Annotated in this window: 25 protein-coding genes; 11 read left to right on the top strand and 14 right to left on the bottom strand. The window is 69.7% G+C overall.

Annotated elements, in window-relative coordinates; all coding sequences use genetic code 11:
* The first annotated feature begins 58 nt into the window (after positions 1–58).
* Both AMYNI_RS50615 and AMYNI_RS0135870 read left to right on the top strand, forming a co-directional pair.
* Positions 59–181: a hypothetical protein gene (locus AMYNI_RS50615; RefSeq protein WP_281170328.1), complete on the top strand. Its 123-nt coding sequence runs from the start codon at positions 59–61 to the stop codon at positions 179–181.
* On the top strand, positions 178–1,371 hold the full coding sequence (locus tag AMYNI_RS0135870) for a YbfB/YjiJ family MFS transporter (protein WP_020672943.1): 1,194 nt from the start codon (positions 178–180) through the stop codon (positions 1,369–1,371). Before AMYNI_RS50615 ends, AMYNI_RS0135870 begins: the two co-directional genes overlap by 4 nt.
* On the opposite strand, the gene AMYNI_RS0135865 is transcribed toward AMYNI_RS0135870, so the two are convergent.
* Positions 1,304–1,669 (bottom strand): hypothetical protein, encoded by a 366-nt coding sequence (locus AMYNI_RS0135865; RefSeq protein ID WP_020672942.1) that lies wholly within the window; start codon positions 1,667–1,669, stop codon positions 1,304–1,306. The two genes, AMYNI_RS0135870 and AMYNI_RS0135865, sit on opposite strands and share 68 nt — an antisense overlap.
* A 199-nt stretch (positions 1,670–1,868) precedes the next feature.
* On the opposite strand from AMYNI_RS0135865, the gene AMYNI_RS0135860 reads away from it, so the two are divergent.
* Complete coding sequence (locus AMYNI_RS0135860; RefSeq protein WP_026361362.1) at positions 1,869–2,063, top strand: PspC domain-containing protein; 195 nt, start codon at positions 1,869–1,871, stop codon at positions 2,061–2,063.
* Here the strand turns inward: AMYNI_RS0135860 and AMYNI_RS0135855 are convergent.
* Complete coding sequence (locus tag AMYNI_RS0135855; RefSeq protein WP_020672940.1) at positions 2,035–3,192, bottom strand: metallophosphoesterase; 1,158 nt, start codon at positions 3,190–3,192, stop codon at positions 2,035–2,037. The two genes, AMYNI_RS0135860 and AMYNI_RS0135855, sit on opposite strands and share 29 nt — an antisense overlap.
* A gap of 163 nt (positions 3,193–3,355) precedes the next feature.
* Here AMYNI_RS0135855 and AMYNI_RS0135850 point away from each other — a divergent pair, with 163 nt between their 5' ends.
* The gene (locus tag AMYNI_RS0135850; protein ID WP_020672939.1) at positions 3,356–3,562 is read left to right on the top strand and encodes a heavy-metal-associated domain-containing protein; all 207 of its coding nucleotides are present in this window, start codon (positions 3,356–3,358) and stop codon (positions 3,560–3,562) included.
* 44 nt (positions 3,563–3,606) lie between these two features.
* Here the strand turns inward: AMYNI_RS0135850 and AMYNI_RS0135845 are convergent, their stop codons facing one another.
* On the bottom strand, positions 3,607–3,831 hold the full coding sequence (locus tag AMYNI_RS0135845) for a hypothetical protein (protein WP_020672938.1): 225 nt from the start codon (positions 3,829–3,831) through the stop codon (positions 3,607–3,609).
* A gap of 158 nt (positions 3,832–3,989) precedes the next feature.
* Between AMYNI_RS0135845 and AMYNI_RS0135840 the strand changes: the two genes are divergently transcribed.
* The gene (locus AMYNI_RS0135840) at positions 3,990–4,610 is read left to right on the top strand and encodes an L-threonylcarbamoyladenylate synthase (RefSeq protein ID WP_020672937.1); all 621 of its coding nucleotides are present in this window, start codon (positions 3,990–3,992) and stop codon (positions 4,608–4,610) included.
* A gap of 11 nt (positions 4,611–4,621) precedes the next feature.
* Here the strand turns inward: AMYNI_RS0135840 and AMYNI_RS0135835 are convergent, their stop codons facing one another.
* Positions 4,622–5,563 (bottom strand): LamG-like jellyroll fold domain-containing protein, encoded by a 942-nt coding sequence (locus AMYNI_RS0135835; protein ID WP_026361359.1) that lies wholly within the window; start codon positions 5,561–5,563, stop codon positions 4,622–4,624.
* Positions 5,560–7,617 (bottom strand): PQQ-dependent sugar dehydrogenase, encoded by a 2,058-nt coding sequence (locus tag AMYNI_RS0135830; RefSeq protein ID WP_026361358.1) that lies wholly within the window; start codon positions 7,615–7,617, stop codon positions 5,560–5,562. The genes AMYNI_RS0135835 and AMYNI_RS0135830 overlap by 4 nt, the downstream gene beginning before the upstream one ends.
* 267 nt (positions 7,618–7,884) lie before the next feature.
* On the opposite strand from AMYNI_RS0135830, the gene AMYNI_RS0135825 reads away from it, so the two are divergent.
* The gene (locus AMYNI_RS0135825; RefSeq protein WP_020672934.1) at positions 7,885–8,511 is read left to right on the top strand and encodes a hypothetical protein; all 627 of its coding nucleotides are present in this window, start codon (positions 7,885–7,887) and stop codon (positions 8,509–8,511) included.
* An 81-nt stretch (positions 8,512–8,592) separates the two neighbouring features.
* Here the strand turns inward: AMYNI_RS0135825 and AMYNI_RS0135820 are convergent, their stop codons facing one another.
* Positions 8,593–9,759 (bottom strand): ROK family transcriptional regulator, encoded by a 1,167-nt coding sequence (locus AMYNI_RS0135820; RefSeq protein WP_020672933.1) that lies wholly within the window; start codon positions 9,757–9,759, stop codon positions 8,593–8,595.
* A gap of 117 nt (positions 9,760–9,876) precedes the next feature.
* On the opposite strand from AMYNI_RS0135820, the gene xylA reads away from it, so the two are divergent.
* A complete protein-coding gene (xylA, locus tag AMYNI_RS0135815; protein WP_020672932.1) occupies positions 9,877–11,028 on the top strand; it encodes a xylose isomerase in 1,152 nt (383 codons plus the stop codon).
* Between the two features lie 7 nt (positions 11,029–11,035).
* On the opposite strand, the gene AMYNI_RS0135810 is transcribed toward xylA, so the two are convergent.
* From AMYNI_RS0135810 to AMYNI_RS0135790, 5 genes are all read right to left on the bottom strand, one after another.
* Entirely contained in the window at positions 11,036–11,734 is a 699-nt protein-coding gene (locus AMYNI_RS0135810) for a GntR family transcriptional regulator (protein WP_020672931.1), read from the bottom strand.
* Between the two features lie 121 nt (positions 11,735–11,855).
* Entirely contained in the window at positions 11,856–12,656 is an 801-nt protein-coding gene (locus AMYNI_RS0135805) for a carbon-nitrogen hydrolase family protein (protein ID WP_020672930.1), read from the bottom strand.
* Positions 12,653–13,972: an MFS transporter gene (locus AMYNI_RS0135800; protein ID WP_020672929.1), complete on the bottom strand. Its 1,320-nt coding sequence runs from the start codon at positions 13,970–13,972 to the stop codon at positions 12,653–12,655. The genes AMYNI_RS0135805 and AMYNI_RS0135800 overlap by 4 nt, the downstream gene beginning before the upstream one ends.
* 4 nt (positions 13,973–13,976) lie before the next feature.
* A complete protein-coding gene (locus tag AMYNI_RS0135795) occupies positions 13,977–14,648 on the bottom strand; it encodes an RraA family protein (protein WP_020672928.1) in 672 nt (223 codons plus the stop codon).
* A gap of 103 nt (positions 14,649–14,751) precedes the next feature.
* The gene (locus tag AMYNI_RS0135790) at positions 14,752–15,441 is read right to left on the bottom strand and encodes a GntR family transcriptional regulator (RefSeq protein WP_020672927.1); all 690 of its coding nucleotides are present in this window, start codon (positions 15,439–15,441) and stop codon (positions 14,752–14,754) included.
* 136 nt (positions 15,442–15,577) lie between these two features.
* On the opposite strand from AMYNI_RS0135790, the gene AMYNI_RS0135785 reads away from it, so the two are divergent.
* From AMYNI_RS0135785 to AMYNI_RS0135770, 4 genes are all read left to right on the top strand, one after another.
* The gene (locus AMYNI_RS0135785; RefSeq protein WP_020672926.1) at positions 15,578–16,330 is read left to right on the top strand and encodes an HpcH/HpaI aldolase family protein; all 753 of its coding nucleotides are present in this window, start codon (positions 15,578–15,580) and stop codon (positions 16,328–16,330) included.
* Complete coding sequence (locus tag AMYNI_RS0135780) at positions 16,327–17,634, top strand: MFS transporter (protein WP_020672925.1); 1,308 nt, start codon at positions 16,327–16,329, stop codon at positions 17,632–17,634. Before AMYNI_RS0135785 ends, AMYNI_RS0135780 begins: the two co-directional genes overlap by 4 nt.
* Positions 17,635–17,656: 22 nt before the next feature.
* Complete coding sequence (locus AMYNI_RS0135775) at positions 17,657–18,613, top strand: phosphotransferase (RefSeq protein ID WP_020672924.1); 957 nt, start codon at positions 17,657–17,659, stop codon at positions 18,611–18,613.
* A gap of 86 nt (positions 18,614–18,699) precedes the next feature.
* On the top strand, positions 18,700–19,104 hold the full coding sequence (locus AMYNI_RS0135770; RefSeq protein WP_020672923.1) for a hypothetical protein: 405 nt from the start codon (positions 18,700–18,702) through the stop codon (positions 19,102–19,104).
* 1 nt (position 19,105) lies between these two features.
* Here the strand turns inward: AMYNI_RS0135770 and AMYNI_RS0135765 are convergent, their stop codons facing one another.
* Genes AMYNI_RS0135765 through AMYNI_RS0135755 form a run of 3 tightly spaced genes read right to left on the bottom strand, consistent with a single transcriptional unit; the run spans position 19,106 to position 21,564 of the window.
* Positions 19,106–19,756 carry an SDR family oxidoreductase gene (locus tag AMYNI_RS0135765; protein WP_020672922.1) on the bottom strand — a complete coding sequence of 217 codons (651 nt, stop codon included), beginning with the start codon at positions 19,754–19,756 and terminating at the stop codon, positions 19,106–19,108.
* Positions 19,757–19,782: 26 nt separating this feature from the next.
* On the bottom strand, positions 19,783–20,655 hold the full coding sequence (locus AMYNI_RS0135760) for an NAD(P)-dependent oxidoreductase (RefSeq protein ID WP_020672921.1): 873 nt from the start codon (positions 20,653–20,655) through the stop codon (positions 19,783–19,785).
* A 24-nt stretch (positions 20,656–20,679) separates the two neighbouring features.
* A complete protein-coding gene (locus tag AMYNI_RS0135755) occupies positions 20,680–21,564 on the bottom strand; it encodes an NAD(P)-dependent oxidoreductase (RefSeq protein WP_040407684.1) in 885 nt (294 codons plus the stop codon).
* Positions 21,565–21,589: the final 25 nt, after the last annotated feature.

The raw sequence follows: 21,589 nt of genomic DNA, 5'->3' as shown, positions 1-21,589 counted from the left end.
GCGCATAGCGTCGCTACCGCCACTGGTCGACGGCCTTGCCGTCGCACACCATCGAGGTATGACAAAGCCAGTTCCGCCGCTACAACGGCTCTTTCTCCTGATCCGCGACCTCGCTTACGGCCTGCACGCCGGGAACGCGATCCGGCACGGCCTGCCGGTGCCACCCCGCCGCTGCCGGTGAGCCGGAAGCTCGCGACGGCCGCGCTCGCCACCATCGGGGTGTCGTTCGGGTTCGCCCGTTACGGCACCGGGCTGTTCCTGCCGGAGTTCCGCGCCGAGTTCACCCTTTCCTTGCCGCAGATGGGTTTCATCACCAGCGCGGGTTATGCGGGCTATCTGGTGGGGCTCGTCGTGGTCGGCGCGCTGGTGGCCAGGCTCGGGCCGCGGCCGTTCGTCGTCGCCGGGTGCCTGGCCGCCACGGTGGGGATGGCTATGGTCGCGAGCGCGGCCGGGCCGGTGCAGCTGATGGCCGGGCTGGTGCTGGCCGGCGCGAGCCCCGGCCTGGTGTGGGCACCGTACTCCGACGCCGTCGAGGCGATGGTGCCTGCGGACCGGCGGGCGCGGGTGCTCGCGATCATCCCCTGCGGAACCGCGTTCGCGGTGCTCGTCTCGGGACCGCTGGCGCTGCTGGTCACCTGGCGGTGGGCGTGGTGGCTGTGCACCGCGGCCGCGGTGGCGGTGACCCTGTGGAATCTCCGGCTGCTGCCCGCCAGGGTGGCCGCACCGGACCATCGGCCGCGCATGGGCGGCCGATGGTTCTTCCGCGGCGAAGCCATCCCGCTGTACCTGACCGCTTCGGGCTACGGCGTCGTCGGCGCGATCTACTGGCTGCTCGCCCTGCAGGCGGTGACCGACGCGACCGGTGCGGGTACCGCGACCCCGGCACTGTTCTGGACCGCGATCGGGTTGTCCGGCACGGCCGGGGTCGCGACCGGCCGCGCGGTGACCAGACTCGGCCTGCGCCGGTTGCACACGCTGCTGGTCGGCTGCCTGGCCGCGGCCGTGGCGGTACTGGGGCTCGCACCGGGGAACCTGGCCGCCATCGGACTGTCCGCGGCGCTGTACGGCGTGACCTTCATGGCGTTCTCCGGCCTGCTCGCGGTTTGGAGCCATCGGGCGTTCCCGGAACAGCCCTCGACCGGACTCAGCGCCACCGTGTTCTGCCTCGGTGCCGGCACCGTCGCCGGCCCGGCCGCGATCAGCGGCCTGGCCGAACGCCACGGCCTGTCGGTCGCATTGCTCGTCGCCGCCGCGATCGCCGCGCTCATGTGGCCGTTGAGACCGGCCGCCGCGGCACTGGTGGCTAGAGGTCCGGCAGCGGATCAGGCGGCGCCAGGTCACGCGAGCCGAGTTCCGCATCGGCCGCGTTGATCACCGAGACGTACTCTTCGTCCACCTCGTATTCGACCCCGTGCAAGGTGAACCGCGGCGTGGACTGGGTGTCCACCGGCCCCAGCCGCACGTTCCGCGGGCTCCGGAACAACACGGACTTCGGCCGCCGCCGACTCCAGAAGCCGGTGGAAAGCACCGTGATGGCGTGCCGGCTGACCACGACGAGCACACTCGGCAGCGCGCTCCCCAGGACGTCGGCCGGAAAGACATACTCGATGTCATCGGCCGGCTCGAGGAACCCGCGGATACGCTCCCGGACAGCGGACGAAACAGGCACGATCCCCAGATTACCCCGTCGTCGTTTTCGACGACGCCCCGAACGCGGAACTCGCGGTGCGCGAACGTGGGACTCGCGCGAAACGCCAATATAAAAGGGCCGAATTCACGCGAGGGTATAATCGTGAAATGGCCACTAAGGGCGAATCTCCGGGTTTTCACCGATGCGAGACCGGATGAGCGTCGGCATCGTTGAGGTCATGACGAAAACGTTGACGAGGTCGAACCGGAACCGGGTCATCGCCGGCGTGTGCGCGGGGCTGGCCGAGAGCCTCGGTTGGCAGCCGAAGACGATGCGGTTGCTGTTCGTGCTGTCCTGCCTGCTGCCGGGCCCGCAGGTGCTGATCTACCTGGTGCTCTGGATCGTCATGCCGAAGCGGCCGAGCGCAGCGTGAGCACGGTGATTTCGCTCGGCGCGAAAATGCGCAGCGGTGGTCCCCAAAAGCCGGTCCCCCTGCTGGTGTAGAGCTGGGTCCGGTCGCCGTGCCGGCTCAATCCCCGCACGGACGGCTGATCGATCTTGACGAGGTAGTGGAACGGCCAGATCTGGCCGCCGTGGGTGTGTCCCGAGATCTGCAGGTCGACGCCGGCGGCCACGGCCTGTGCGACCTGTTTCGGCTGGTGCGCGACGAGCAGGACCGGCGAGTCCGGGTTCGTGCCGGCCAGCGCCTGCGCGAGGTTCGCGCCGTGCCCCGCCGTCTTGGACGCCGCCGCGGTCGCGTCGTCCACGCCCGCGAGCACGAGCTCGTCGCCGCCGCGCCGCAGCACCAGGTGCCGGTTGTGCAGCGGCTCCCAGCCCAGTTCGGCCATGTGCTCGAGCCAGCTCTGCGCGTCGCCGAAGTACTCGTGGTTCCCGGTCACGTAGACCTTGGCGAGGCTCGCCTCGACGGTGCCCAATGGCGCGGCCTGCTCGCGACGCCGCGCCACCGGGCCATCGGCCACGTCCCCGGCGTGGATGAGGACGTCCGCGCCGAGCCCGCCTGCCGCGGCCGCCACCTTCGCCGACCACTTTGCCCGGTTGATCGGGCCGAGGTGGGTGTCCGTGAGCACAACGACCCTGACGCCGTCCAGACCACGCCCCAGCCGCGGCACGGTCACCTCGACCCGCTTGATCCTGGGCAGCCGCATCGCCTCGGTGCAACCCCAGACCACCAGGACCAGCGCGAGTCCCGCAACGACCAGCGCCACGATCCGGGACCGCACCGGGTCGGCGACGCCGGAGACGGCGAGCACGAGCCGGAGCAGCTCACCGAGCACGGTCCAGGCGAACAGCACCCAGATCACCCCGAGCGTGCTGTCGCCGATCCGCGCGGCCAGGTCGGAGCCCCGCGGGCCGTGGCCGAAGAACATCGACACCGGGAACGCGACGAGCCCGACCGCGAACACGACGGTGCCGGCCACCACCACGGGCCCCGGCCAGTCCGGCCCGGAGAACACCAGCTCCCACCATGGCAGGAAGAACAGCAGCACGAGCACGGCCAGGAGCAGCACTCCCAGCGACAACCGGCGCGACCACCGCTTCATCCGCTCACCCTTCCCGAGGGCGGACCGCACGACCGGCCGTCTCGAACCCTGACAAGACCACTGTAGGCAGCTCACACGAAGGGGTGGCCGTCGGAACCGCACCGGGCCCGTCGCCGACCTGGTTGGGGACGAAAACCGACCTGACGGAAGGCGAACCGAACAAATGGCCGAGTCCAGCTACACCGTGCACGGGATGACCTGCGGGCACTGCGCGTCCTCGGTGACCGAAGAGGTGGGCAAACTGCCCGGCGTGCAGAAGATCGACGTCGACGTGCCCAGCCGCAAGATGGTGGCGATCAGCGCGGCCCCGCTGCGGACCGAGGACGTCCGGGAGGCCGTCACCGAAGCGGGCTACCAACTGGTCAGCTGAGAAAAGCGCGGGTGGCCCTTGCCTGGCCACCCGCGCTCAGCGGCTCAGACGCCGGCCGGGCTCAGCAGCTTGTCCAGCACGCCGGCCTTGACATCGCCGACGAGGTCGCTCAGCTGCCCGACGCTCATCTGGATCCGCTGTCCGAAGTCATCGGTGATGATGATCCGCTTCTCCTCCGCGGCGTCCTTGTCGACGTAGAGTTCGGGGCAGCCGCAACTGCAGTTGCCGCAGAACGTCGCCACGTGTTCGAGGTTTGCCGGGACCGACATGTGGACCACTTCCTTCGCAGATCGGGTCGAAACTGTCGTAGGCGAAGTCGCCACCGGCCCGCGGATAGTTCCAGCTTTCACCTGATCGAGGGGCGCCCTCGGCACGCCGTAAGCAGCCGCCGTGCACCCGGCACCGGCGGTGATCCTAAGCTCGGCACATGGCGAAGTACTTCGACGTGCATCCGGTGAACCCGCAGCGGCGCTCGATCGGCCAGGTGGTCGACCTCCTGCACGCCGACGGGCTGATCGCCTATCCGACGGACTCCTGTTTCGCACTCGGCTGCCAGCTGGGCAACCGGGCCGGGATCGACCGGATCAGGACCATCCGGCAGCTGAACGACAAGCACCACTTCACCCTGGTGTGCCAGGACTTTTCCCAGCTCGGCCAGTTCGTGCACGTGGACAACAGGGTGTTCCGGGCGATCAAGGCGTCCACCCCTGGCAGCTACACCTTCATCCTGCCGGCCACCAAGGAAGTGCCGCGCAGGCTGCTGCATCCGAAGAAGAAGACGGTCGGCGTCCGGATCCCGGACCACGTGGTCACCCAGGCGCTGCTCGCCGAGCTCGGCGAGCCGCTGCTGTCGAGCACCCTGCTGCTACCCGACCAGGAGGAGCCGCTGACCCAGGGCTGGGAGATCAAGGAACGGCTCGAGGACTCGGTGGACGCGGTGATCGACTCCGGCGAGTGCGGCACCGAACCGACCACCGTGATCGACTTCTCGCTGGACGAGCCGGAGATCGTGCGCCGGGGCGCCGGGGACACCTCGCTGTTCGAATAGGCCGACCGGTATCAGCGCGTGACCCAGCGGTACTGCCGCGAAACCTCCTCCGCGGTGGCCACCCTGTCGAGCAGCATCAGGCTGTCGAACCGGCAGTTGCACGGGTTTCCCTCGCGCGTGTTCTGCGGGAAGCTGCCGCCGATCTTGATCCCGCGCGGGTCGGTGGGCGAGCTGTAGTGCGGCCCGCCGTCGCCGACCTCCCACGGATCCCCTGGCACGGTGTAGAAACCGGGCACCGGTTGTCCGTTGCGGTACAGCTTCATGGTGCCGTCGCCGAAGTCGAAGGTGGCCGCCAGGAAGACCCACTCGTCCTTCGGCAGCAGCGTCCGCCAGTCCTCGGCGGCGGCGAAGGTCTGCGACTCACCGCTGTCGAGGCGACGGCCTAGTGCCACCAGGCGGAGCTCACCGTCCACCTCGATCAGCTCCAGCAGGGCGCGCACGCCGTGCCCGTCCGAGGTGCCGGACAGCACCCCGGCGAGCCCGATGGCGCCGTAGAAGTCGTCCGGGTCCTGGCTGTTCGAATTGGGACTTGGGTTCTGGCCGGTCATCTTGAACCAGCCGAGCACCGAGGTGCCCTGGACCCGGTTGAACGCGTTCATCGTGGGCACGCCGGAAGCCGAGTAAAGACCGGCCTTCCAGTCGTCGTTACCGGCCACAGCCGGGCCGATCTGCCTGGTTTCCAACGAGGACCTGCTGCGCGGATAAGCTCCATCGCGCGCCCGCATCGCCGCGCCACCGTTGACCAGCTCGATTTCGGTCCCGGAAAAGCCCAGATCCTTTTCCTTCGCGGAGTTCCCCGACACCGGATGCTCGAAGTCGTAGTGCGCCGCGAGGTCCTGCCGCAAGCCCGGGTACACGTCCCGCGCTCCCCCGGCCGCCGCTTCGCCGAGCCCCGGCGTCAGGCCCAGCGCCAGCACAACCGCCACCAGCAAGGGAAATCGTGCGTGTTTCATCGCACCGCCTCGCCGGTGATCTTGAGCTCGCGCAGGCTGCCGATGTTGTCGAAGGACCCGAAACCGACCCGGCCGGAGCCGAGGGTCTTGTCCACGGCGGTCATCAACGGGCTCTTCGAACCGTCCACATACACCGCGATCTCACCGGATCCGGCGCAGTGCGTCACCCTGACCTGGTGCCAGTTCGCGTCGGTGATGGCCGGGCTCGCGCCCTTCGACCGGACCGGATCCCACTGGTCGTCGAGCCGCAGCCGGTCCGCGTTGTGCACCAGGAAGATCCCGTTGTGCGGGTAGATCTTGTTGTCCGTGGACAGATGGGCGTAGTAGAACTCGGTGTCCGAGCGGTAGCCGAACACGATGATCACGTCGCGGTTGGTGATCTCCACCGGGGTGTCCAGCCGGACGCGAGCGTCGATCCTGGCCGATGCGAACTCCGGGCCCTTGGTGAGCACCGCGTACTCGAACGGCCGGCGCGGTCCCGGCCTGGCCTCACCGGCTTCGGCCAGCACCACCGCGTCTCCGGGGAACCGCCACTTCGATGGCGTGACCGGCGCCCAGTTCCGCGCGCCCATCGTGTTCGTCACCCGGTCCGCACCGGCGTCGCAGCTGGCGAACTGGCGCGCACCAGTCACCTTCCACACCTTGCCGTTGGCCTTCGACAGCGCGTAGAGCTCCCCGCGGGCGTCCACCCCGAACCGCAGGTCCACGCGGGCGTCCCCGGCCAGTTCGGCGGTGGTCACCCGGTTGCCGGACTTGTCGTAGATCATCAGCTCGTGCACCGCGGCCATCGGCCTGCCGCGCCGCATCTCGGCGGCCTCGGTGTAGAACACGCGCCCGTTGACCAGATCGGCGAAAACGTACTTGCCGCGCAATTCCGGCACCGCGTGGCCGCGGTAGACGAACCCGCCGCTGATCGCGTGGCCGCTGTCCCGGTTGCACGGGAAGTCCGGTGGCGCGTTGTGGTCGTAGGCGGCGACCGGGTAGGTGTAGCCGTACTTCTCGTCGTCCGCGGGCAGCGGGTAGAGATTGCAGCGGTCGTCGCGGTCGAACACGAACGGCCCCTCACGCTCGCTCCAGCCGAGGTTGTCGCCGGCCCGCACCTCGTAGACGGCCTCGATGTCGTGCTCGCCGATGTGCCCGAGGAACATCCGGTCGCCGGCCGCCGGGTCCCAGCTGAACCGGTGCGGATCGCGCATGCCGTAGGCGTAGATCTCGCCGCGGGCGCCGGGCTTGCCGGTGAACGGGTTCCTGGCCGGAATGCCGTACCGGCCGCTCGGCCCGTTCGTGCCGCGCGGGTCGATCCGCAGGATCTTTCCGTACGGGGTCCCGAGGTCCTGCGGTTCGGTGCTGGTGACCCCGCGGCCGCCATCGCCGACGGTGACGTAGAGCAGCCCGTGCTCCGGCGAACCCTGGCGCGCGGTCGGGTTGAAGTCGATCTGCTGGATGCCGTGCGAGCGCGCGTAAAAGCCGAGCCGGAGCACCTCGCGGTGGGTCCCGCTGAAGGTCTTCGCGGCCGGGTCGGACGCGGTCCACTCGGTGATCACGCCGTGCACCGTGGTGCCCGGCTGCGGCGGCAGGTCGGTCGGTTTCTGCAATCCGGCGCCACCCTCGGTGTGCACCGTGTAGAACCTGCCGTTCCAAGCGAAACCCGGGTCGAAGGCGACGAAACCGAACCCGCTGCCGAGGCCCTGTCCGGAGTAGAAGTCGGGCGCGAAAGTGCCGCCCACGTCGAGATACTCCCGTGGCTTCCCGTCTTCGAGCAGGTACAGCTTGCCGTTGAGGTCGGGCACGAACAGCCGCCCGGAGTGATCCGGCACCTGACCGAGGTAGTTGATCCTGGCCCAGCGCTTGAGCCTGTCGTCGGTGGTCGGCGGGGTCGTCTCCGACTTCGGCAGCGCCGCGAACTCCTCCAGCTGGATGCCCAGCCCGCTCACCACCGGATCCTGCGGAATGGGGTCGGTGACCGGGGTGTCCGCCAGCGCCGGCGGGGCCACGCCGAACGCGACCAGGACAACGACCATGACCGTGACCAGAGACCATCTCGGCTTCGACATCCCACTCACCTTTGAGTCGCCCGCCAGCCTGAAAGCGCTTTCGTGAAAGCGCTTTCGGGACCATACCCGGCGAAGGCTCGGCCAGACAAGCCATGATCCGCTATCTCGCTGGCCGGTTCCGGTCACCGGCGGCGGACGGCACCGTCCTAGCGGGCTTTCCGGTGAACAGTTGACCTGCGAGAACGGCAACCCAGCCCGGTTCTGCCGCGTGTCAGTAATGCTCAACGAGCGTGCGGGCGAAGCACGCGAAAACAGCGAGGGGTAGAAATGAACAACCACTGCGAACAGTCCGCGAAGTTCCCCAACCGAGCGAGATCCCTGGCGCTGGTCGCCGCGGGGGCCGGTCTCTGCCTGGCACTGGCCGGATGCTCCGGGGGCTCGAGCCCGGAACCGGCGATCACGATCACCTCCACCTCGACCATGTCCTCCGACCCGGCCGCGAACCCGGCGGCCGTGCAGTGGATGGACGGCTTCTGCGGAGCGATCCACGGCTACCGGGAGGCGAACAACCGGCCGGCCGAGCAACCGGCCGTCGGCACCGTGGAAGAGGCCCAGAAGCAGATCAGCGACACACTGGGCACGCTGGCGACCCAGATGGGCAAGGCGGTCGACGACCTGAACGCACTGCCCCCGGCGCCGGTGCCGCTCGCCGAAACCGTGCAGAAGACCTACCTGGACAAGTACACCGCCGGACGGGACACCGCGGCCAACGCCAAGGCCACCCTGGACAAGGCCAAGCGGGGCGATGAGAAGTCGCAGTTCCCCGCCGCCGACGCGGTCGAGGCAGCGCAGAAGAAGATCGCGGACGCCTACGACCCGGTCGGCCCGGTCATGGGCTCACCCGAGCTGAGCGCCGCCGCGGCCTCCGCCCCAAAGTGCACCGTCCGCTCCTGATCCGCTCCTGATCCCGGATGTCGTGAAGGGCACCTTCCCTACCATCAACGTAGGCAAGGTGCCCTTCACGGAGTTCGGAGTTCAACCGCGGGTGAGGGAGAGGTAGTCGCCGGGGGTGGCGAGGACGCGTTCGACGACTTGCCGGGCCGCGCCAAGGATGGCGGCGTCGCCACCCAGCTCGGAGGCGGTGAGCACGGGCGACGAGCCGCGCAGCCCGCCGAGCCGGGCCCGCAGGGTGTCCTCGACCGCGGTGCACAACCAGGGGTAAAGCTTGGCGAAGATGCCGCCGAGCACGATCCGGTCCAGGTCGAGCAGGTTCACCGCGGACGTCAGCGCGACGCCGAGCGCCCGGCCCGCCTCCGCGCAGGCACTGGTCGCGAACTCCTCGCCTCCCGCCAGCGCGGCGAGCAGTCCCGGCAGGTCCCCCGCCCGCTTCGCGGCACGCAGCAAAGCCTCCTGACCGGCGTAGCTCTCCAGGCAGCCGTGGCCGCCGCACCGGCAGGGCGGTCCGGTCGGCGACACCACCACGTGGCCGAGCTCGCCGGCGAAACCGTGCGGGCCGCGGAACAGCGAACCGTCCACGACCAGTCCGGCGCCGATGCCGATTTCACCTGACACGTAAAGGAAGTCCCGTTCCGCGCCGGCGCCGAACCATAGCTCGCCGAGCGCGGCCAGGTTCGCCTCGTTGTCCAGCTCGACCGGCAACGGCAGGGCGAGCAGCTCGGCGGCCCGGACGTCGCGCCAGCCGAGGTTCGGCGCGTTGCTCAGCAGGCCGTCCTCCACCGTCCCGGACACCGCCAGCGACGCGCCGGCCACGGACAGGCCGAGCCGGTTCGCCGCACCGAGCAGCTCCTCGGCCAGCGACCGCAGGCAGGCGAGCACCTCGGCCGGGTCGGCGCCGCGGTTGTCCCGGTCCAGCCGGCGGCGCAGACGGACGGTGCCGGCCAGATCGAGCAGGCAGGCCGCGAGGTAGTCCACATTGACCTCGAGGCCGAGGGACGCGAGCCGCTCTCCGCTCAGCCGGACCTCGACCCCCGGCCTGCCGCGTTCGCCGTCGCGGACCGGCCCGGACTCGGTGAGGATGCCGGCCTCGATCAGGTCACCGACCAGTTTGGACACCGTGCTCTTGGTCAGCCCGGTCAGCTCGGCCAGCGCGGCCCTGGTCAGCGGCCCGGCGCGGGCGACCTCGCCGAGCACCACCTCGAGGTTGCGGGCACGCATCGAGTCGTGCCGCACGGCCCGTGTCATGTCCGTCCCTCCCGTCGCTCACCGGTCTTTCGCGAACTTTCGCACGGTCCGAGTATTGACGCCGCCGTGGTGTCGCCGCATATTAGTCTACAACGTGAACTAATTGAGAGGATGCGCATGGACGCCTTCGGCCCGACCAGGGAAGATCGCTTCACCTTCGGTCTGTGGACGGTCGGCTGGACGGCCGCCGACCCGTTCGGGGTGGCGACCCGCGCGCCGCTGGATCCGGTGGAGAGCGTGTACCGGCTCGCGGAGCTCGGCGCCTACGGGGTGACCTTCCACGACGACGATCTGCTGGCCACCGAAGCCGACCGGGACAAGGCGATCGCGCGGTTCAAGGGTGCGCTCAGCGCCACCGGGCTGACGGTGCCGATGGCGACCACCAACCTGTTCACCGACCCGGTGTTCAAGGACGGCGGCCTCACCAGCAACGACCGCGACATCCGCCGCCACGCGCTGCGGAAGGTCCGGCGCAACCTCGATCTCGCCGCCGAGCTCGGCGCGAGCACCTACGTGGTGTGGGGCGGCCGGGAAGGCGCCGAGTCCGACGCGGCCAAGGACGTGCGTGCCGCGCTGGACCGCTACCGGGAAGGGCTCGACCTGCTCGCGCAGTACGTGCTGGACAGCGGGTACCAGTTGCGGTTCGCGCTCGAACCGAAACCGAACGAGCCGCGCGGCGACATCCTGCTGCCCACCATCGGTCATGCCCTGGCCTTCATCGGGGAGCTGGAACATCACGAGCTGTTCGGCGTCAACCCCGAGGTCGGCCACGAGCAGATGGCCGGGCTCAACTTCGTGCACGGCATCGCGCAGGCGCTCTGGCAGGGCAAGCTCTTCCACCTCGACCTCAACGGCCAGCACGGCCCCAAGTACGACCAGGACCTCATCTTCGGCCACGGCGATCTGACCAGCGCCTTCTTCCTGGTCGACCTGCTCGAGCACGGCGGCTACGACGGCCCGCGGCACTTCGACTACAAACCGCTGCGCACCGAGGACGCCGACGACGTGTGGGTCTCCGCGGCCGCGAACATGCGGACCTACCTGATCCTCAAGGAAAAGGCCAAGGCGTTCCGCGCGGACCCGTCGGTCCAGGAGGCGCTGGCCGAATCCAGGGTGCCCGAGCTCGCCACACCGACGCTGTCCCCCGGCGAAACCCTCGACGACCTGGAGAAGGACGAGTTCGACCTCGGCGGTGCCGCGAAACGGGGCTTCCACTTCACCCGGCTGAACCAGCTCGCCCTGGAGCACCTGCTCGGCGTGCGGGACTGAACGGGCGTCAGGGCAGGTAGCGCTCGAGATCCCAGCTGTGCCGGTCGAGGTGCTCGCGCATCGCGGCCTCGGCCGTGGCGCCGTCGAACCGGCCCAGCGCCTCGGCGATCTGGCGGTGGTGCCCCAGCGCCATCTCGGCCCGGCCAGGCTGGACGGAGAAGGCGACCACGCCGGTCCGCTGCTGGCGGTCCCCCATCGAGCCGTACAGGTGGGCGAGTTCGGTGTTGCCCACCGCCCTGATGATCGTGTTGTGGAACTCGCGGTCGCAGGCGACCACCGCGGGATAGCCGGACCCGGCGTCCATCAGCGCCTGCTGCTCGTCGATGAGCTTCTGGAGGTCGGCGCTGATGTCGATCTCCTGGGTGATGATCTCCCGCACGGCGTGCAGTTCCAGCACCAGCCTGGTGGTGTGCAGCTCCCGGATCTGCCTGGCGGTCACCGTGGTGACCAGCGCCCCGCGCCGGGGCAGCAGCTGGAGCAGCCGTTCGGCGTCCAACCGCAGGAATGCCTCCCGCACCGGCGTGCGGGACACGCCGGTGACCTTCGCGATGTCCATCTCCGTCACGATGTGCCCCGGCGGCAGGGTCAGGTCCACCACCAGCCGCTTGACGTAGTCGTAGACGAAGTCCTTGGCCGGCACGTCCGCCGGCCGCCGGGTTTCGGGCAGCTCCGGGGGCGTCGGCGCGGCTGCGAACGAGGCGGTCACTGACACTCCTGGCTGGCCGGACACGGACTTCGCCAGTCTAGGCGATGCCCGCTGCGCCCGGCCTGGTGCCGTCGTGAGTGGAAAGTGTTGCCGGGACAACACTTTCCACTCACGAGGCCGGTCAAGCGGGGACGACCTTGAAGCGACGGTGGCGCAGCGACGGGTTCCGCTCCCGCACCGACTCCAGCCGCGACTCGGTCAGTTCCGCCAGTGCGACGCCCGGCGCCTCCCCCGCCGACGCGAGCGTGACGCCCATCGGGTCGACGATCATGCTCTGCCCCGCGCAGTGCGGGCCGGTCTGCCCGGCGGCGAGCACGTAGCTGGTGTTCTCGATGGCGCGCGCCCGCACCAGGGTGGACCAGTGGTCCTCCTTGGCCGGGCCGACCACCCATGCCGCCGGCAGCACCAGCGCGTTCGCACCGGCGTCCACCAGCACCCTGGCGCTCTCCGGGAAGCGCAGGTCGTAACAGGTCAGCACGCCGAAGCGCAGGTCGCCGAGATCGAAGATGAGCGGCTCGACGATGTCGGCGGGCAGCACGGTGTCCGACTCGCGGAAACCGAAGGCGTCGTACAGGTGGATCTTGCGGTACACCCCGGCGATCTCACCCGAGGCGTCCAGCGCGACCACGGTGTTGGCGTTCCGCGACTCGCCGGGCAGGCTTTCCGCGATACCGACCACCGCGTGCACGCCCAGCTCGCGCACCGTCTCGCGCACCGCGTTCAGCCACGGCCCGTCCAGCGGTTCCGGATAGGACCGGTCGCTGCTGCTGCGGGTGGCGTCGTTGTACATGCCGTACTCCGGGGTGACCACCAGCCGCGCGCCCCGGTCCGCGCCGACGCGGATGCCTTCGCGGACGAGCTTGAGGTTCTCCTGCTTGTCCAGCGCTGCGGCGAACTGGGCCACCGCGACGGTCAACGTCATCGTGCACTCTCCTCGATCTCAGTTGTCCCGCCCGCGAGCGAGCGGGCGCCTTGGGGGGCCTGCAACGGCCGTTCGGGATGTACGAAGAACCAGCAGATCGCGCCGAGCACACCCGAGGCCGCGAGAATCGTCATGGCCAGCAACCAGTTCCCGCCGATGCCGACCAGGATGCCGGTGAACAACGGGCCTGCCGCGGACATCAGGTTGCCCCACAGGTTGGTCCAGCCGGTGACGGTCGCCGAGTAGCTGCCGCCGAGGTCCTGGCAGGCGGCCCAGACCTGGACCTGCACCATGCCGACCGCGCCGAGGCTCAGGCACAGGAACGTGATCATCATCGGCACGTTCGCGGTCACCGCGCCGAGCACCAGGAACGCCGCCGCGAGCAGGTAGCCGACGGCCGCGATGCGCACCCGGCCGGGCCAGCGGCGAAACGCCCTGTCGTTCAGCGCACCCATGCCGAACACGCAGGCGATCATCGCCAGCCACGGCAGGGAACCGAGAAAACCCATTTCCTTCAACGAAAGCCCGCGCGCGTCCACCAGGTAGGTCGGCAGCCAGGTGGCGAAGAAACCCTGGATCAGCAGCAGGCAGGCGTACTGCGCGCCGATCGCCCAGAACTGGCCCGAGCGGGCGAAGGCGCGCCACGGCAGGTTGACCCCGCTGTGCACGCCGCGCCGTCCGGACTCGATGTGCCCGACCTCGGCCGCCGAGATGGCCGGATGCGCGCTGGGCTCGTCCCGGACCACCCACCACCACACGACCGCGAGCACCAGCCCGACGATCGCGAAGAAGTGGAACGCGTCCTCCCAGCCGAAACCGTCGATGATCCACACGACCAGCGGGGAGCCGACCACGTTGCCGAGGTAGAGCCCGCACAGCAGCAGGGAGTTCGCCCGCGACTGCTCCTGCTGCGGGAACCACCGCTGCAGGGTGTAGACCGAGGTCGGCCAGTCCGCGGCCTGCCCGAGCCCGAGCAGGATCCGGATCACCACGAACCCGAGGAACACCACGCCGTACGGGGTCAGGAAGGTGAACACCGACCACCAGATACCGGCGATGGCGAGCGTCTTGCGCGGCCCGAACCGTTTCGCCAGCAGTCCGCCGGGCACCTGGAACAACGCGTAGGCCCACCAGAACGAGGTCAGGATGATCGACATCTCGGTGACGGTGAAGCCGAACTCCTTCTGGATGACCGGTGCCGCCACCGTCATGGCGGCCCGGTCCATGCTCATCACGAAGGTCACCGGCAGCAGCAGCCCGCCCGCGATGAACCAGCGCAGCCGCCCGGTGCCGGGGCCCGACTCGGTCGCCGTCATCGGGTCACTCCACCGGGTCGCGCGGGAGGCCGGCCTCGAACTGCGCGAGCGCACCGGACCATTCCGAAAGCCGCGCCCCCACCGCGATCTTCTCCTTCAGCTCCGGCTCGGCCGCTTCCTTGCCGGCCAGTATCCCGGCGATCTCCAGCGCCTCGCCGCGGCCGAGCACCGCCACCCCGTCGGAGTCGCCGAAGATCACGTCACCGGGGTTGATCGCCACTCCGCCGACGCTGACGCCGACGTTGATCGAGCCCTCGATGCCCAGGATCCGCGTGGTCCTGGCGGAAACGCCAGCGGAGAACACCGGCAGGCCGAGTTCCAGGATCTCGTCCACGTCGTTGATCGACCCCGCCACCAGCGCGCCGACCGCGCCACGGGCGGCCGCGGTGTAGGCGACCATGCCGCCGAAGCAGGAGCGGTCGTCGCCGGACTGGTCCACCACGAGCACGTCACCCGGCCGGACCTCGTCCGCGGCCACGTGCAGCGCGGTCGAGTCCAGATGCGGCAGCCGGACGGTGAACGCGGTGCCGACGAAGGACAGCGGACGCCGGACGGGCCGCAGGCCTCGGGGAAATCCGTGGTCACGCAGGTGCCCGAGGGTGGACGTCTGCACCTTCGACAGCGCGTCCACCACGGCCGGGTCCAGTGGCTCCGGTGCCTTGCCTCGCACGAACATGCTCGCTCCAATCAGCTCCGCTGCATGCATACGTAACGCATGCGTTGCGTATGCCTAGCAAGCCGAGGTCCGTCTCCGCAAGGGGTACGGCCAGGTGAATCGGTCAGGCCGGCAGTTGGTCGAGCACATCGGGGATCGGTCGCAGATGCTCGGCCAGCGCCGCCGTGATTCCGGGGAAATCGTTGCGGCGCAACAGTTCCACCAGGTTCGAGTGCTGATCGTTGATCACCGGGATGCGCACGGGTTTCGCCCGCATCGCGCTCACCGCGACGCGCTGCTGGCGCGAGCGCAGGGAGTCGTAGACCTCCAGCAGGACGGCGTTGCCCGCCGCGGCGACCATCGCCCGGTGGAACCTCCGGTCCAAGCCGGAGAGCAGGAAGTAGTCCTCGGACATGCCGAGCTCGCTCATCTGCTCGGCCAGCTCGGCCATCTCGGCGGGCACCCCGGCTTCGCGGCGGCACAGGATCTCCGCGCAGTACCCCTCGACCAGCCGCCGCGTCTCGTAGACCTCGGCCAGCTCGCGGCCGGTGACGGTGCGGACCTGGGCCCCCTTGCGCGGCAGCAGCTCGATGAAGCGTTCGGCGGCCAGCTGGTGGAAGGCCTCCCGGATCGGGGTGCGCGAAACGCCGACCGTGCCGGAGAGCCAGTTCTCGTCGAGAAAGGTGCCACCGGCCAGCTCGCCGCCGATGATCCGGTCTCGCAGCCAGTCGTAGACCCGTTCACGGGCGGGCGGGCGCACCGAGCCGCGCGGCGCGGCGGCGGGCTCGGGCGAATCGACGGAGGAGGTGCTCATCGGGTCCTTTCTTGCCCAGCTCAGCGGTCTGACCTGCATCCTACACGGCTGGACAGCCTGAAATACGTCATGTATACACGGCGAATACACGCGGCCCGTGGTCCTTTCCGACGTCAGAACCCCAGGAGACGGTGCGTTGACCGAACAACGACTCGACCCCAAGTACGCCTGCTGGCTCTCCGGCCCCAACGTGGCCGCGGCGGAGATCGCCGCGCAGATCGGCTACGGCGCGGTGGTGCTCGACATCGAGCACGGCACCTTCGACCTCGCCGCGCTGGAGCGGTTCATCCCGCTGCTCAAGGCGATCGGCATGGACGTGATCGCGAAGGTGCTCGGCCCCGAACGCGGGCCGGTGCAGCAGGCGCTGGACTTCGGCGCGGACGCGGTGGCGATCCCCCATGTGGAGAACCTCGCCCACGCCGCGCGGGTGACCGCCTTCGGCAAGTTCCCGCCGCTGGGCGACCGCAGTTTCGCCGGCGGGCGCACCAGCTCCTACGGCGGGTTCGACGACGGCTGGGTCGCCGAACAGGACAGCAGGACGCGGATCTACCCGATGATCGAGGACGCGGGTGCGATCGAGGACATCGCGGGCATCCTCGCACTGCCCACTGTGGACGGTGTGTTCGTCGGCCCGTCGGACCTGTCGCTGCGCCGGGCCAGGGGCGCCTACCGCCGCTCCCCCGGCGACTTCGCCGACCTGAGGCTGATCGCGGACGCCGCCGCGGCGGCGGGCAAACCGTGGGTGCTGCCGGCCTGGAGCGACGAGGAAAAGACCTTCGCCCTGCGCCACGGCGCCGGGCAGCTGGTGCTGACGATGGAACACGGCGCGCTGCTCGCCGGGCTGTCCGCCGCCTGGCAACGCACCAACGACCTGGCGGCGAACCTGTGACGGCCGCCGCGGCGGCGAAGACCGGACGCGGCACCGGCCGGGCAAGGTGGGGCATCGCCGGGGTGCTCGGCGCCGGCATGTTCGTGAACTACGCCGACCGCGTCAACCTCTCCATCGCGGCCACCCCGATGATGCGGGAGTTCGGCCTCACCGCCGGGCAGCTGGGCATGGTGGCGTCCGCGTTCCTGTGGACCTACACGGTGCTGCAGCTACCGGTCGGCCAACTGGTGGACCGGATCGGGGTCCGCTGGATCAACCGGATCGCGGCGTTGCTGTGGGCGCTGGCTTCCTTCCTCACCGCCGCGGCCGGCGGGCTCGGCCTGCTGCTGGTCTCCCGGCTGATCCTCGGCGTCGGTGAGGCGCCGACCGTGCCAGCCGGCTGGAAGGCCACCGGGTACTGGTTCCCCAAGCAGGAACGCGGGATGTGCACGGCGATCTTCGACGGCGCGTCGAAGGTGTCCAATGTGCTCGGTGTGCCGGTGATGGCGTTCCTGGTCAGCGGCTACGGCTGGCAGGCGGCATTCCTGTTCACCGGGGTGCTCAGCCTGCTCTACGCGGCGGCGTTCTGGATCCTGTACCGGGAGCCGAAAGAAGCGCTGGCCGATGGCAAGCTCTCCCGGGAGGAGTACGACTACATCCGGGACGGCGGCGCGCAGGACGAGCAGGCCGAAACGCCGCCGGTGCTCACCGGGCTCGGGTATCTGCTGCGGCGCCGCAAGACCTGGGGACTCGCGCTCGGCTACGCGGCCTACACCTACGCCTACTACGTGCTGCTCACCTGGCTGCCGTCCTATCTGGAGAGACAGCTCGGGATGAGCCTGCTCAGCGGCGGGATGTACACGGTGATCCCGTGGATCGTGGCGGTCACCGCCGAACTGCTGGTGGTCGGCTGGCTGATGGACCGCTGGATCCGCCGCGGCGGCGGGCTCACCAGGGTCCGCCGGGTGGTCCTGATCAGCAGCATGCTGCTGTCGCTGTCGATCACCGGCGCCGCGTTCACCACCTCGGTGCCGGTGGCGCTGGCGTTCCTGTCGCTCGGGGCCGCCGGACTCGCCGTGTCCGCACCGGCCGGCGCCAGCATCGTCGCGCTGATCGCGCCCGAGGGCATGACCGGCGCGCTCGGCGGGATCGTCAACTTCGCGGCGAACCTGCTCGGCCTGTCCGCGCCGATCGTCACCGGGTTCATCGTGGACGCCACCGGCTCGTTCTCCAGCGCGTTCGTGGTCACCGGCGTGGTCGTCCTGGCCGGGATCCTCTGCTACACCCTGCTGCTCGGCAGGATCGAGCAACTGCCGCGTCCCTGACCGCAGATGGCAGGATGGCGGGATGTCCGAAATCGACGCTCTGACCCAGAGCGACCTGACCGCACGCACCTCCCGCGCCATCGCCGCGGCCGCCGGAGCGGCCCGTGACCTCGGGCTCGAAGTGACCGGCACCGAAGTACTGCACGACTCGTTCTCCGTGGTCGTGCGCCTCGAGCCGCTGCCGGTGGTGGTCCGGGTGCCGACCGTGCTGCCCGAGCCGATCGGGTCGGATCTTGCGGCACAGGCGGCGAGGCAGCGGGTGGAGCTCGACGTCGTGGGCAGGCTCGCGGACCTCGGGCACCCGGTCGTCGCGCCGAGCCCGCTGGTCCCGCGCGAACCCGTGCAGCGGGACGGGTTCTCGATGACCTTCTGGCAGTTCGTCGAGCAGGACAAGTGCGTGGAACCGGACTACGTGCGCAACAGCGGCCTGACCGCCGGGTTGCACGCGGCGCTGCGGGAATACACCGGAGAACTGCCCTTCCTGGCCACCATGGTGATCGTGCCGACCTGCCTGTCCCAGCTCGAAAACCGGCCCGACCTGCTGGCGCCGTCCGATCTGGACCGGGCGAAGCGGGAGTGGGAGATCCTCGAGCCCGTGCTCGGCTCACGCGCGGGCTTCGAGGCGGCGTTCCCCGGTGTGGAACTCCAGCCGATCCACGGCGACTCGCCGCCGTTCAACCTGATCGTCACCACGACCGGCGCGCTCTACGCCGACTTCGAGGACGCCACCCTCGGCCCGGTCGAATGGGACCTCGCACTGACCGGCCCCGAGGGCGAGAAGGCCTACAACACCGCCGCCGGGGCGCTGGGCCTGCGGAGCCTGGACGACCGGGTGCTGCGCGTGATGGAGGCGGCGCGCATGCTGCAGCTGGTCGCCTGCCTGACCGTGGCGCCGAAAATGCCGACACTGCTGGAGGGGCTGCAGCCGTCCCTGGACTTCTGGCGCGGGATGCCGCTGGCCGGCGGGTTCGGCGGCTGAGCCCGTTACCTCCGAGGTAATCGACCGGCCTCCGGCTGCTCCCTAATCTCCTTCTCAGCGATACGACAACCGAAGGGGAATCGGCCATGACCACCGCGCTCACCGGGAAAACCGTCCGCCAGAACAGCTTCCTGCGATTCGTCCTGCTCGCCGACGCGGTGGGCACCATGGCCAACGGGATCGCCTACCTGGCGATCGCGCCGCTGCTCGAAGACTGGTTCGGCCTCGCTCCGGCGGTGCAGTACCCGGCCGGCGTCTTTCTGGTGCTCTACGCGGCCGCGGTGTTCTTCACCGGTATCCGGGAGCCGATCCGGGCGGGTGCGGTGAAGCTGTTCGTCGACGTGAACCTGCTGTGGTTCGCGGCGAGTCTCGTGCTGGTCTTCACCGGTGTGCTGGGCACGAACGCCGTCGGCACGACCTGGGTCGTGCTGCAGGCCGTCGCGGTGGCGGCGGTCGCCGGGCTGCAGCTGGCCGGGCTGAAGCGGAACTGAGCTACCGGGGCGGCCACGGGGCGCCTTGACCACCGTCGGCGTGCAGCACGCTGCCGGTGGTCAAGGTCGCGTCGAAACCGAGGAACAGCACGGCCGCCGCGATCTCCCCGCAGTCCCCGCGGCGGCACCCGAGGCCGGGGCGCACCGCGTTCACCCGGATCCGCCGCAGCTCGCCGGCCAGTGCGCCGGTGAAAGCCGCCACCGCGGCCAAGGCCCCGCTGAGCACACTCGAGCCGGGGCCCGGTGCCGCGGTGCTGAACACGATCGCACCACCGTCGCGCACCAGCGGAGCCAGCCGTTGCGCGGTGAAGAACGCACCCTTGACGGTCACGTCGAAGGTCCGGTCGAACACCGTCTCGGTGACCGCTTCCAGCGGTTCGAACTCCGCGTGACCGGCGTTGACGAACAGCAGGTCGAGTTCGCCGAGCCGGTCCTCCGCGGCCTCCCCCAGCGCGTGGATGTCGGCCATGCTCGCCGCGTCCGAGCGGAGTACGTGCACCGGCAGCTCGTCGCGCACGGCTTCGACGTCCCGCTCGTCCCGGCCGGTGAGCAGCACCTCGGCGCCGCCCGCCGCGAGCGACCTGGCGACGGCGAGGCCGATGCCCTGCGTCCCACCGGTGATCACCACCTTCTTGCCCGCATAGCAGCGCATCGGTCCTCCTCCCCGCCGCCGTGCGGCTACGGCTTCTTGATCACCTCGAACAGGCTGGTCCAGTGGTCCTTGCCGTGACCGGCCGCGATGGCGCGGTCGTAGTGCGCCTTGACCGCTTTCGGCAGCACCAGGTCGATTCCGGCGTCCTCGCTCGCGCCGACGATGTGATCCGCAGTCGCGCCCATCATGGCCGCGTTCCCCAGTTCGCCCGGATAGTCGCCGTTGTCGAGCTGGCGGCCGGTGCCGTCGAGGAAGAAGGACATCTCGTCGAAAAGGGCGACCGCGTAGGGCTGGAACGTCTCCGCGGCCACGCCCGCCGACCCGACCAGCGCGACGGCGTGCATGTACGCCGACAGTGTGGTCAGGAAGATGTCGAGCTGCGCCTGGTAGAACAGCTGCGCCAGGATGTGGTCCTCGCCGCGGTAGTCCGGCCTGCCGATCAGCTTCAGCACCGGCTCGTGCGCGTCGAACACCGCACGCGGGCCGCTGTAGAACACGTACGCGTTCTCCTTGCCCACCAGCTCGGGCGGCACCATCACGCCGCCGACCACGAGCTCGGCGCCGCGCTCGGCGAGCCACGCGGCGGCGGCCCTGGTCTCCTCCGGCGTGTCCGAGCTGAGGTTGACCACCACCCGGCCGCTCAGCGAGTCCTCCGCCTGGCCGAGGATGTCGTACATGGCCTGGTAGTCGGTCAGGCTGAGGATGACCAGCTCGTTGGCCTTCAGCACCTCGGCCACCGTGCCGGCCAGTACCGCGCCACTGGCCACCACCCCGTCCGCCCTGGCTGCCGTCCGGTTCCACACCGTGGTCGGATGCCCGTTGTCCAAAAAGGTCCGGACCATCGCCTGGCCCATCGGCCCGAGGCCGATGAAGCTGATTCCGCTCGCGTTCTCACTCATGTTGTTTCCTTGTGGTAGAAGGGATTACTTCTTGATCTTGAGCAGCTCGATGACACCGGTGACGTTCTCGTGGCCGTGCCCGTCCGCCACCCGCCTCGCCATCAGCGGCCCCAGCGGGGCGAGCAGCTCCGGGCTGATCCCCTGATCACTGGCGAACTCGAGCAGCTCGTCGTAGGCGGTCGCCTGCATGCCCAGGCTGGAGACCACGTTGAGCGAGTAGTCACCCTTGTCGATCTGTTCCGCGGCCCCGGAGGTGAACTCGGCCATCCCGCTGAGCCAGCGGTTCAGCATCGGGGCGAAGGACTGCACTTCGATGCCCTCGGCGTGGATGAGGGCGAACGAATGCAAGATGCCCATGAACATGCCGTACATCCCGCTGAGCAACGCGAAGTCGTACACCGCCGCCTTGCCCGCGTCGGCGCCGAGGTAGCGGCTCTCGCCGAAGTTGTCCAGCACCGCCCGGTAGTCCTCGAACGCGCCGTGCGAACCGCTGTAGAGCAGGAACGACGACGGGCTGCCGATCATCGGCGGCACGGCCATGATCCCGCCGTCGAGGTAGTCCGCCCCGCGCTCCGCCGCCCACGCGGCGAACTCGCGGGCCTGCGCCGGGGTGCCGCTGGTCAGGTTGACCAGCACCCGGCCGAACGACGGGCCGAGGTCCGCGCCGAGCACGTCGTACACCGACTGGTAGTCCAGCAGGCAGACGACCACCAGCCGGTTCACCGCGATCGCCTCGGCGGGGGTGGCGGCGACGGTGGCCCCCTTGGCGGCCAGTGGTTCGGCCTTCGCGGCCGAGCGGTTCCAGACGGTGGTCGGGTGACCGGCGGCGAGCAGGGCCTCGGCCAGTGCCGTGCCCATCGCCCCCAGGCCGAGCACCGTCACCGCGGGCTTGCTGAGATCAGTCTGCATCTTCACTGTCTTTCTCTTCCGCAGT

The organism is Amycolatopsis nigrescens CSC17Ta-90 (assembly GCF_000384315.1).
Lineage (GTDB): Bacteria > Actinomycetota > Actinomycetes > Mycobacteriales > Pseudonocardiaceae > Amycolatopsis > Amycolatopsis nigrescens.
This window is presented reverse-complemented; position numbering and strand designations above follow the sequence as displayed.

Excerpts from the sequence above, each read along its gene's own strand:
- AMYNI_RS0135835 (WP_026361359.1), bottom strand. The coding sequence starts at position 5,563 with ATGAAACACGCACGATTTCCCTTGCTGGTGGCGGTTGTGCTGGCGCTG.
- AMYNI_RS0135805 (WP_020672930.1), bottom strand. The coding sequence starts at position 12,656 with ATGACGTTGACCGTCGCGGTGGCCCAGTTCGCCGCAGCGCTGGACAAG.
- AMYNI_RS50615 (WP_281170328.1), top strand. The coding sequence starts at position 59 with ATGACAAAGCCAGTTCCGCCGCTACAACGGCTCTTTCTCCTGATCCGC.
- AMYNI_RS0135775 (WP_020672924.1), top strand. The coding sequence starts at position 17,657 with ATGTCCGAAATCGACGCTCTGACCCAGAGCGACCTGACCGCACGCACC.
- AMYNI_RS0135760 (WP_020672921.1), bottom strand. The coding sequence starts at position 20,655 with ATGAGTGAGAACGCGAGCGGAATCAGCTTCATCGGCCTCGGGCCGATG.
- AMYNI_RS0135825 (WP_020672934.1), top strand. The coding sequence starts at position 7,885 with ATGAACAACCACTGCGAACAGTCCGCGAAGTTCCCCAACCGAGCGAGA.
- xylA (WP_020672932.1), top strand. The coding sequence starts at position 9,877 with ATGGACGCCTTCGGCCCGACCAGGGAAGATCGCTTCACCTTCGGTCTG.
- AMYNI_RS0135860 (WP_026361362.1), top strand. The coding sequence starts at position 1,869 with ATGACGAAAACGTTGACGAGGTCGAACCGGAACCGGGTCATCGCCGGC.
- AMYNI_RS0135840 (WP_020672937.1), top strand. The coding sequence starts at position 3,990 with ATGGCGAAGTACTTCGACGTGCATCCGGTGAACCCGCAGCGGCGCTCG.
- AMYNI_RS0135755 (WP_040407684.1), bottom strand. The coding sequence starts at position 21,564 with ATGCAGACTGATCTCAGCAAGCCCGCGGTGACGGTGCTCGGCCTGGGG.
- AMYNI_RS0135845 (WP_020672938.1), bottom strand. The coding sequence starts at position 3,831 with ATGTCGGTCCCGGCAAACCTCGAACACGTGGCGACGTTCTGCGGCAAC.
- AMYNI_RS0135790 (WP_020672927.1), bottom strand. The coding sequence starts at position 15,441 with ATGAGCACCTCCTCCGTCGATTCGCCCGAGCCCGCCGCCGCGCCGCGC.
- AMYNI_RS0135765 (WP_020672922.1), bottom strand. The coding sequence starts at position 19,756 with ATGCGCTGCTATGCGGGCAAGAAGGTGGTGATCACCGGTGGGACGCAG.
- AMYNI_RS0135830 (WP_026361358.1), bottom strand. The coding sequence starts at position 7,617 with ATGTCGAAGCCGAGATGGTCTCTGGTCACGGTCATGGTCGTTGTCCTG.
- AMYNI_RS0135855 (WP_020672940.1), bottom strand. The coding sequence starts at position 3,192 with ATGAAGCGGTGGTCGCGCCGGTTGTCGCTGGGAGTGCTGCTCCTGGCC.
- AMYNI_RS0135850 (WP_020672939.1), top strand. The coding sequence starts at position 3,356 with ATGGCCGAGTCCAGCTACACCGTGCACGGGATGACCTGCGGGCACTGC.
- AMYNI_RS0135820 (WP_020672933.1), bottom strand. The coding sequence starts at position 9,759 with ATGACACGGGCCGTGCGGCACGACTCGATGCGTGCCCGCAACCTCGAG.
- AMYNI_RS0135800 (WP_020672929.1), bottom strand. The coding sequence starts at position 13,972 with ATGACGGCGACCGAGTCGGGCCCCGGCACCGGGCGGCTGCGCTGGTTC.
- AMYNI_RS0135770 (WP_020672923.1), top strand. The coding sequence starts at position 18,700 with ATGACCACCGCGCTCACCGGGAAAACCGTCCGCCAGAACAGCTTCCTG.
- AMYNI_RS0135795 (WP_020672928.1), bottom strand. The coding sequence starts at position 14,648 with ATGTTCGTGCGAGGCAAGGCACCGGAGCCACTGGACCCGGCCGTGGTG.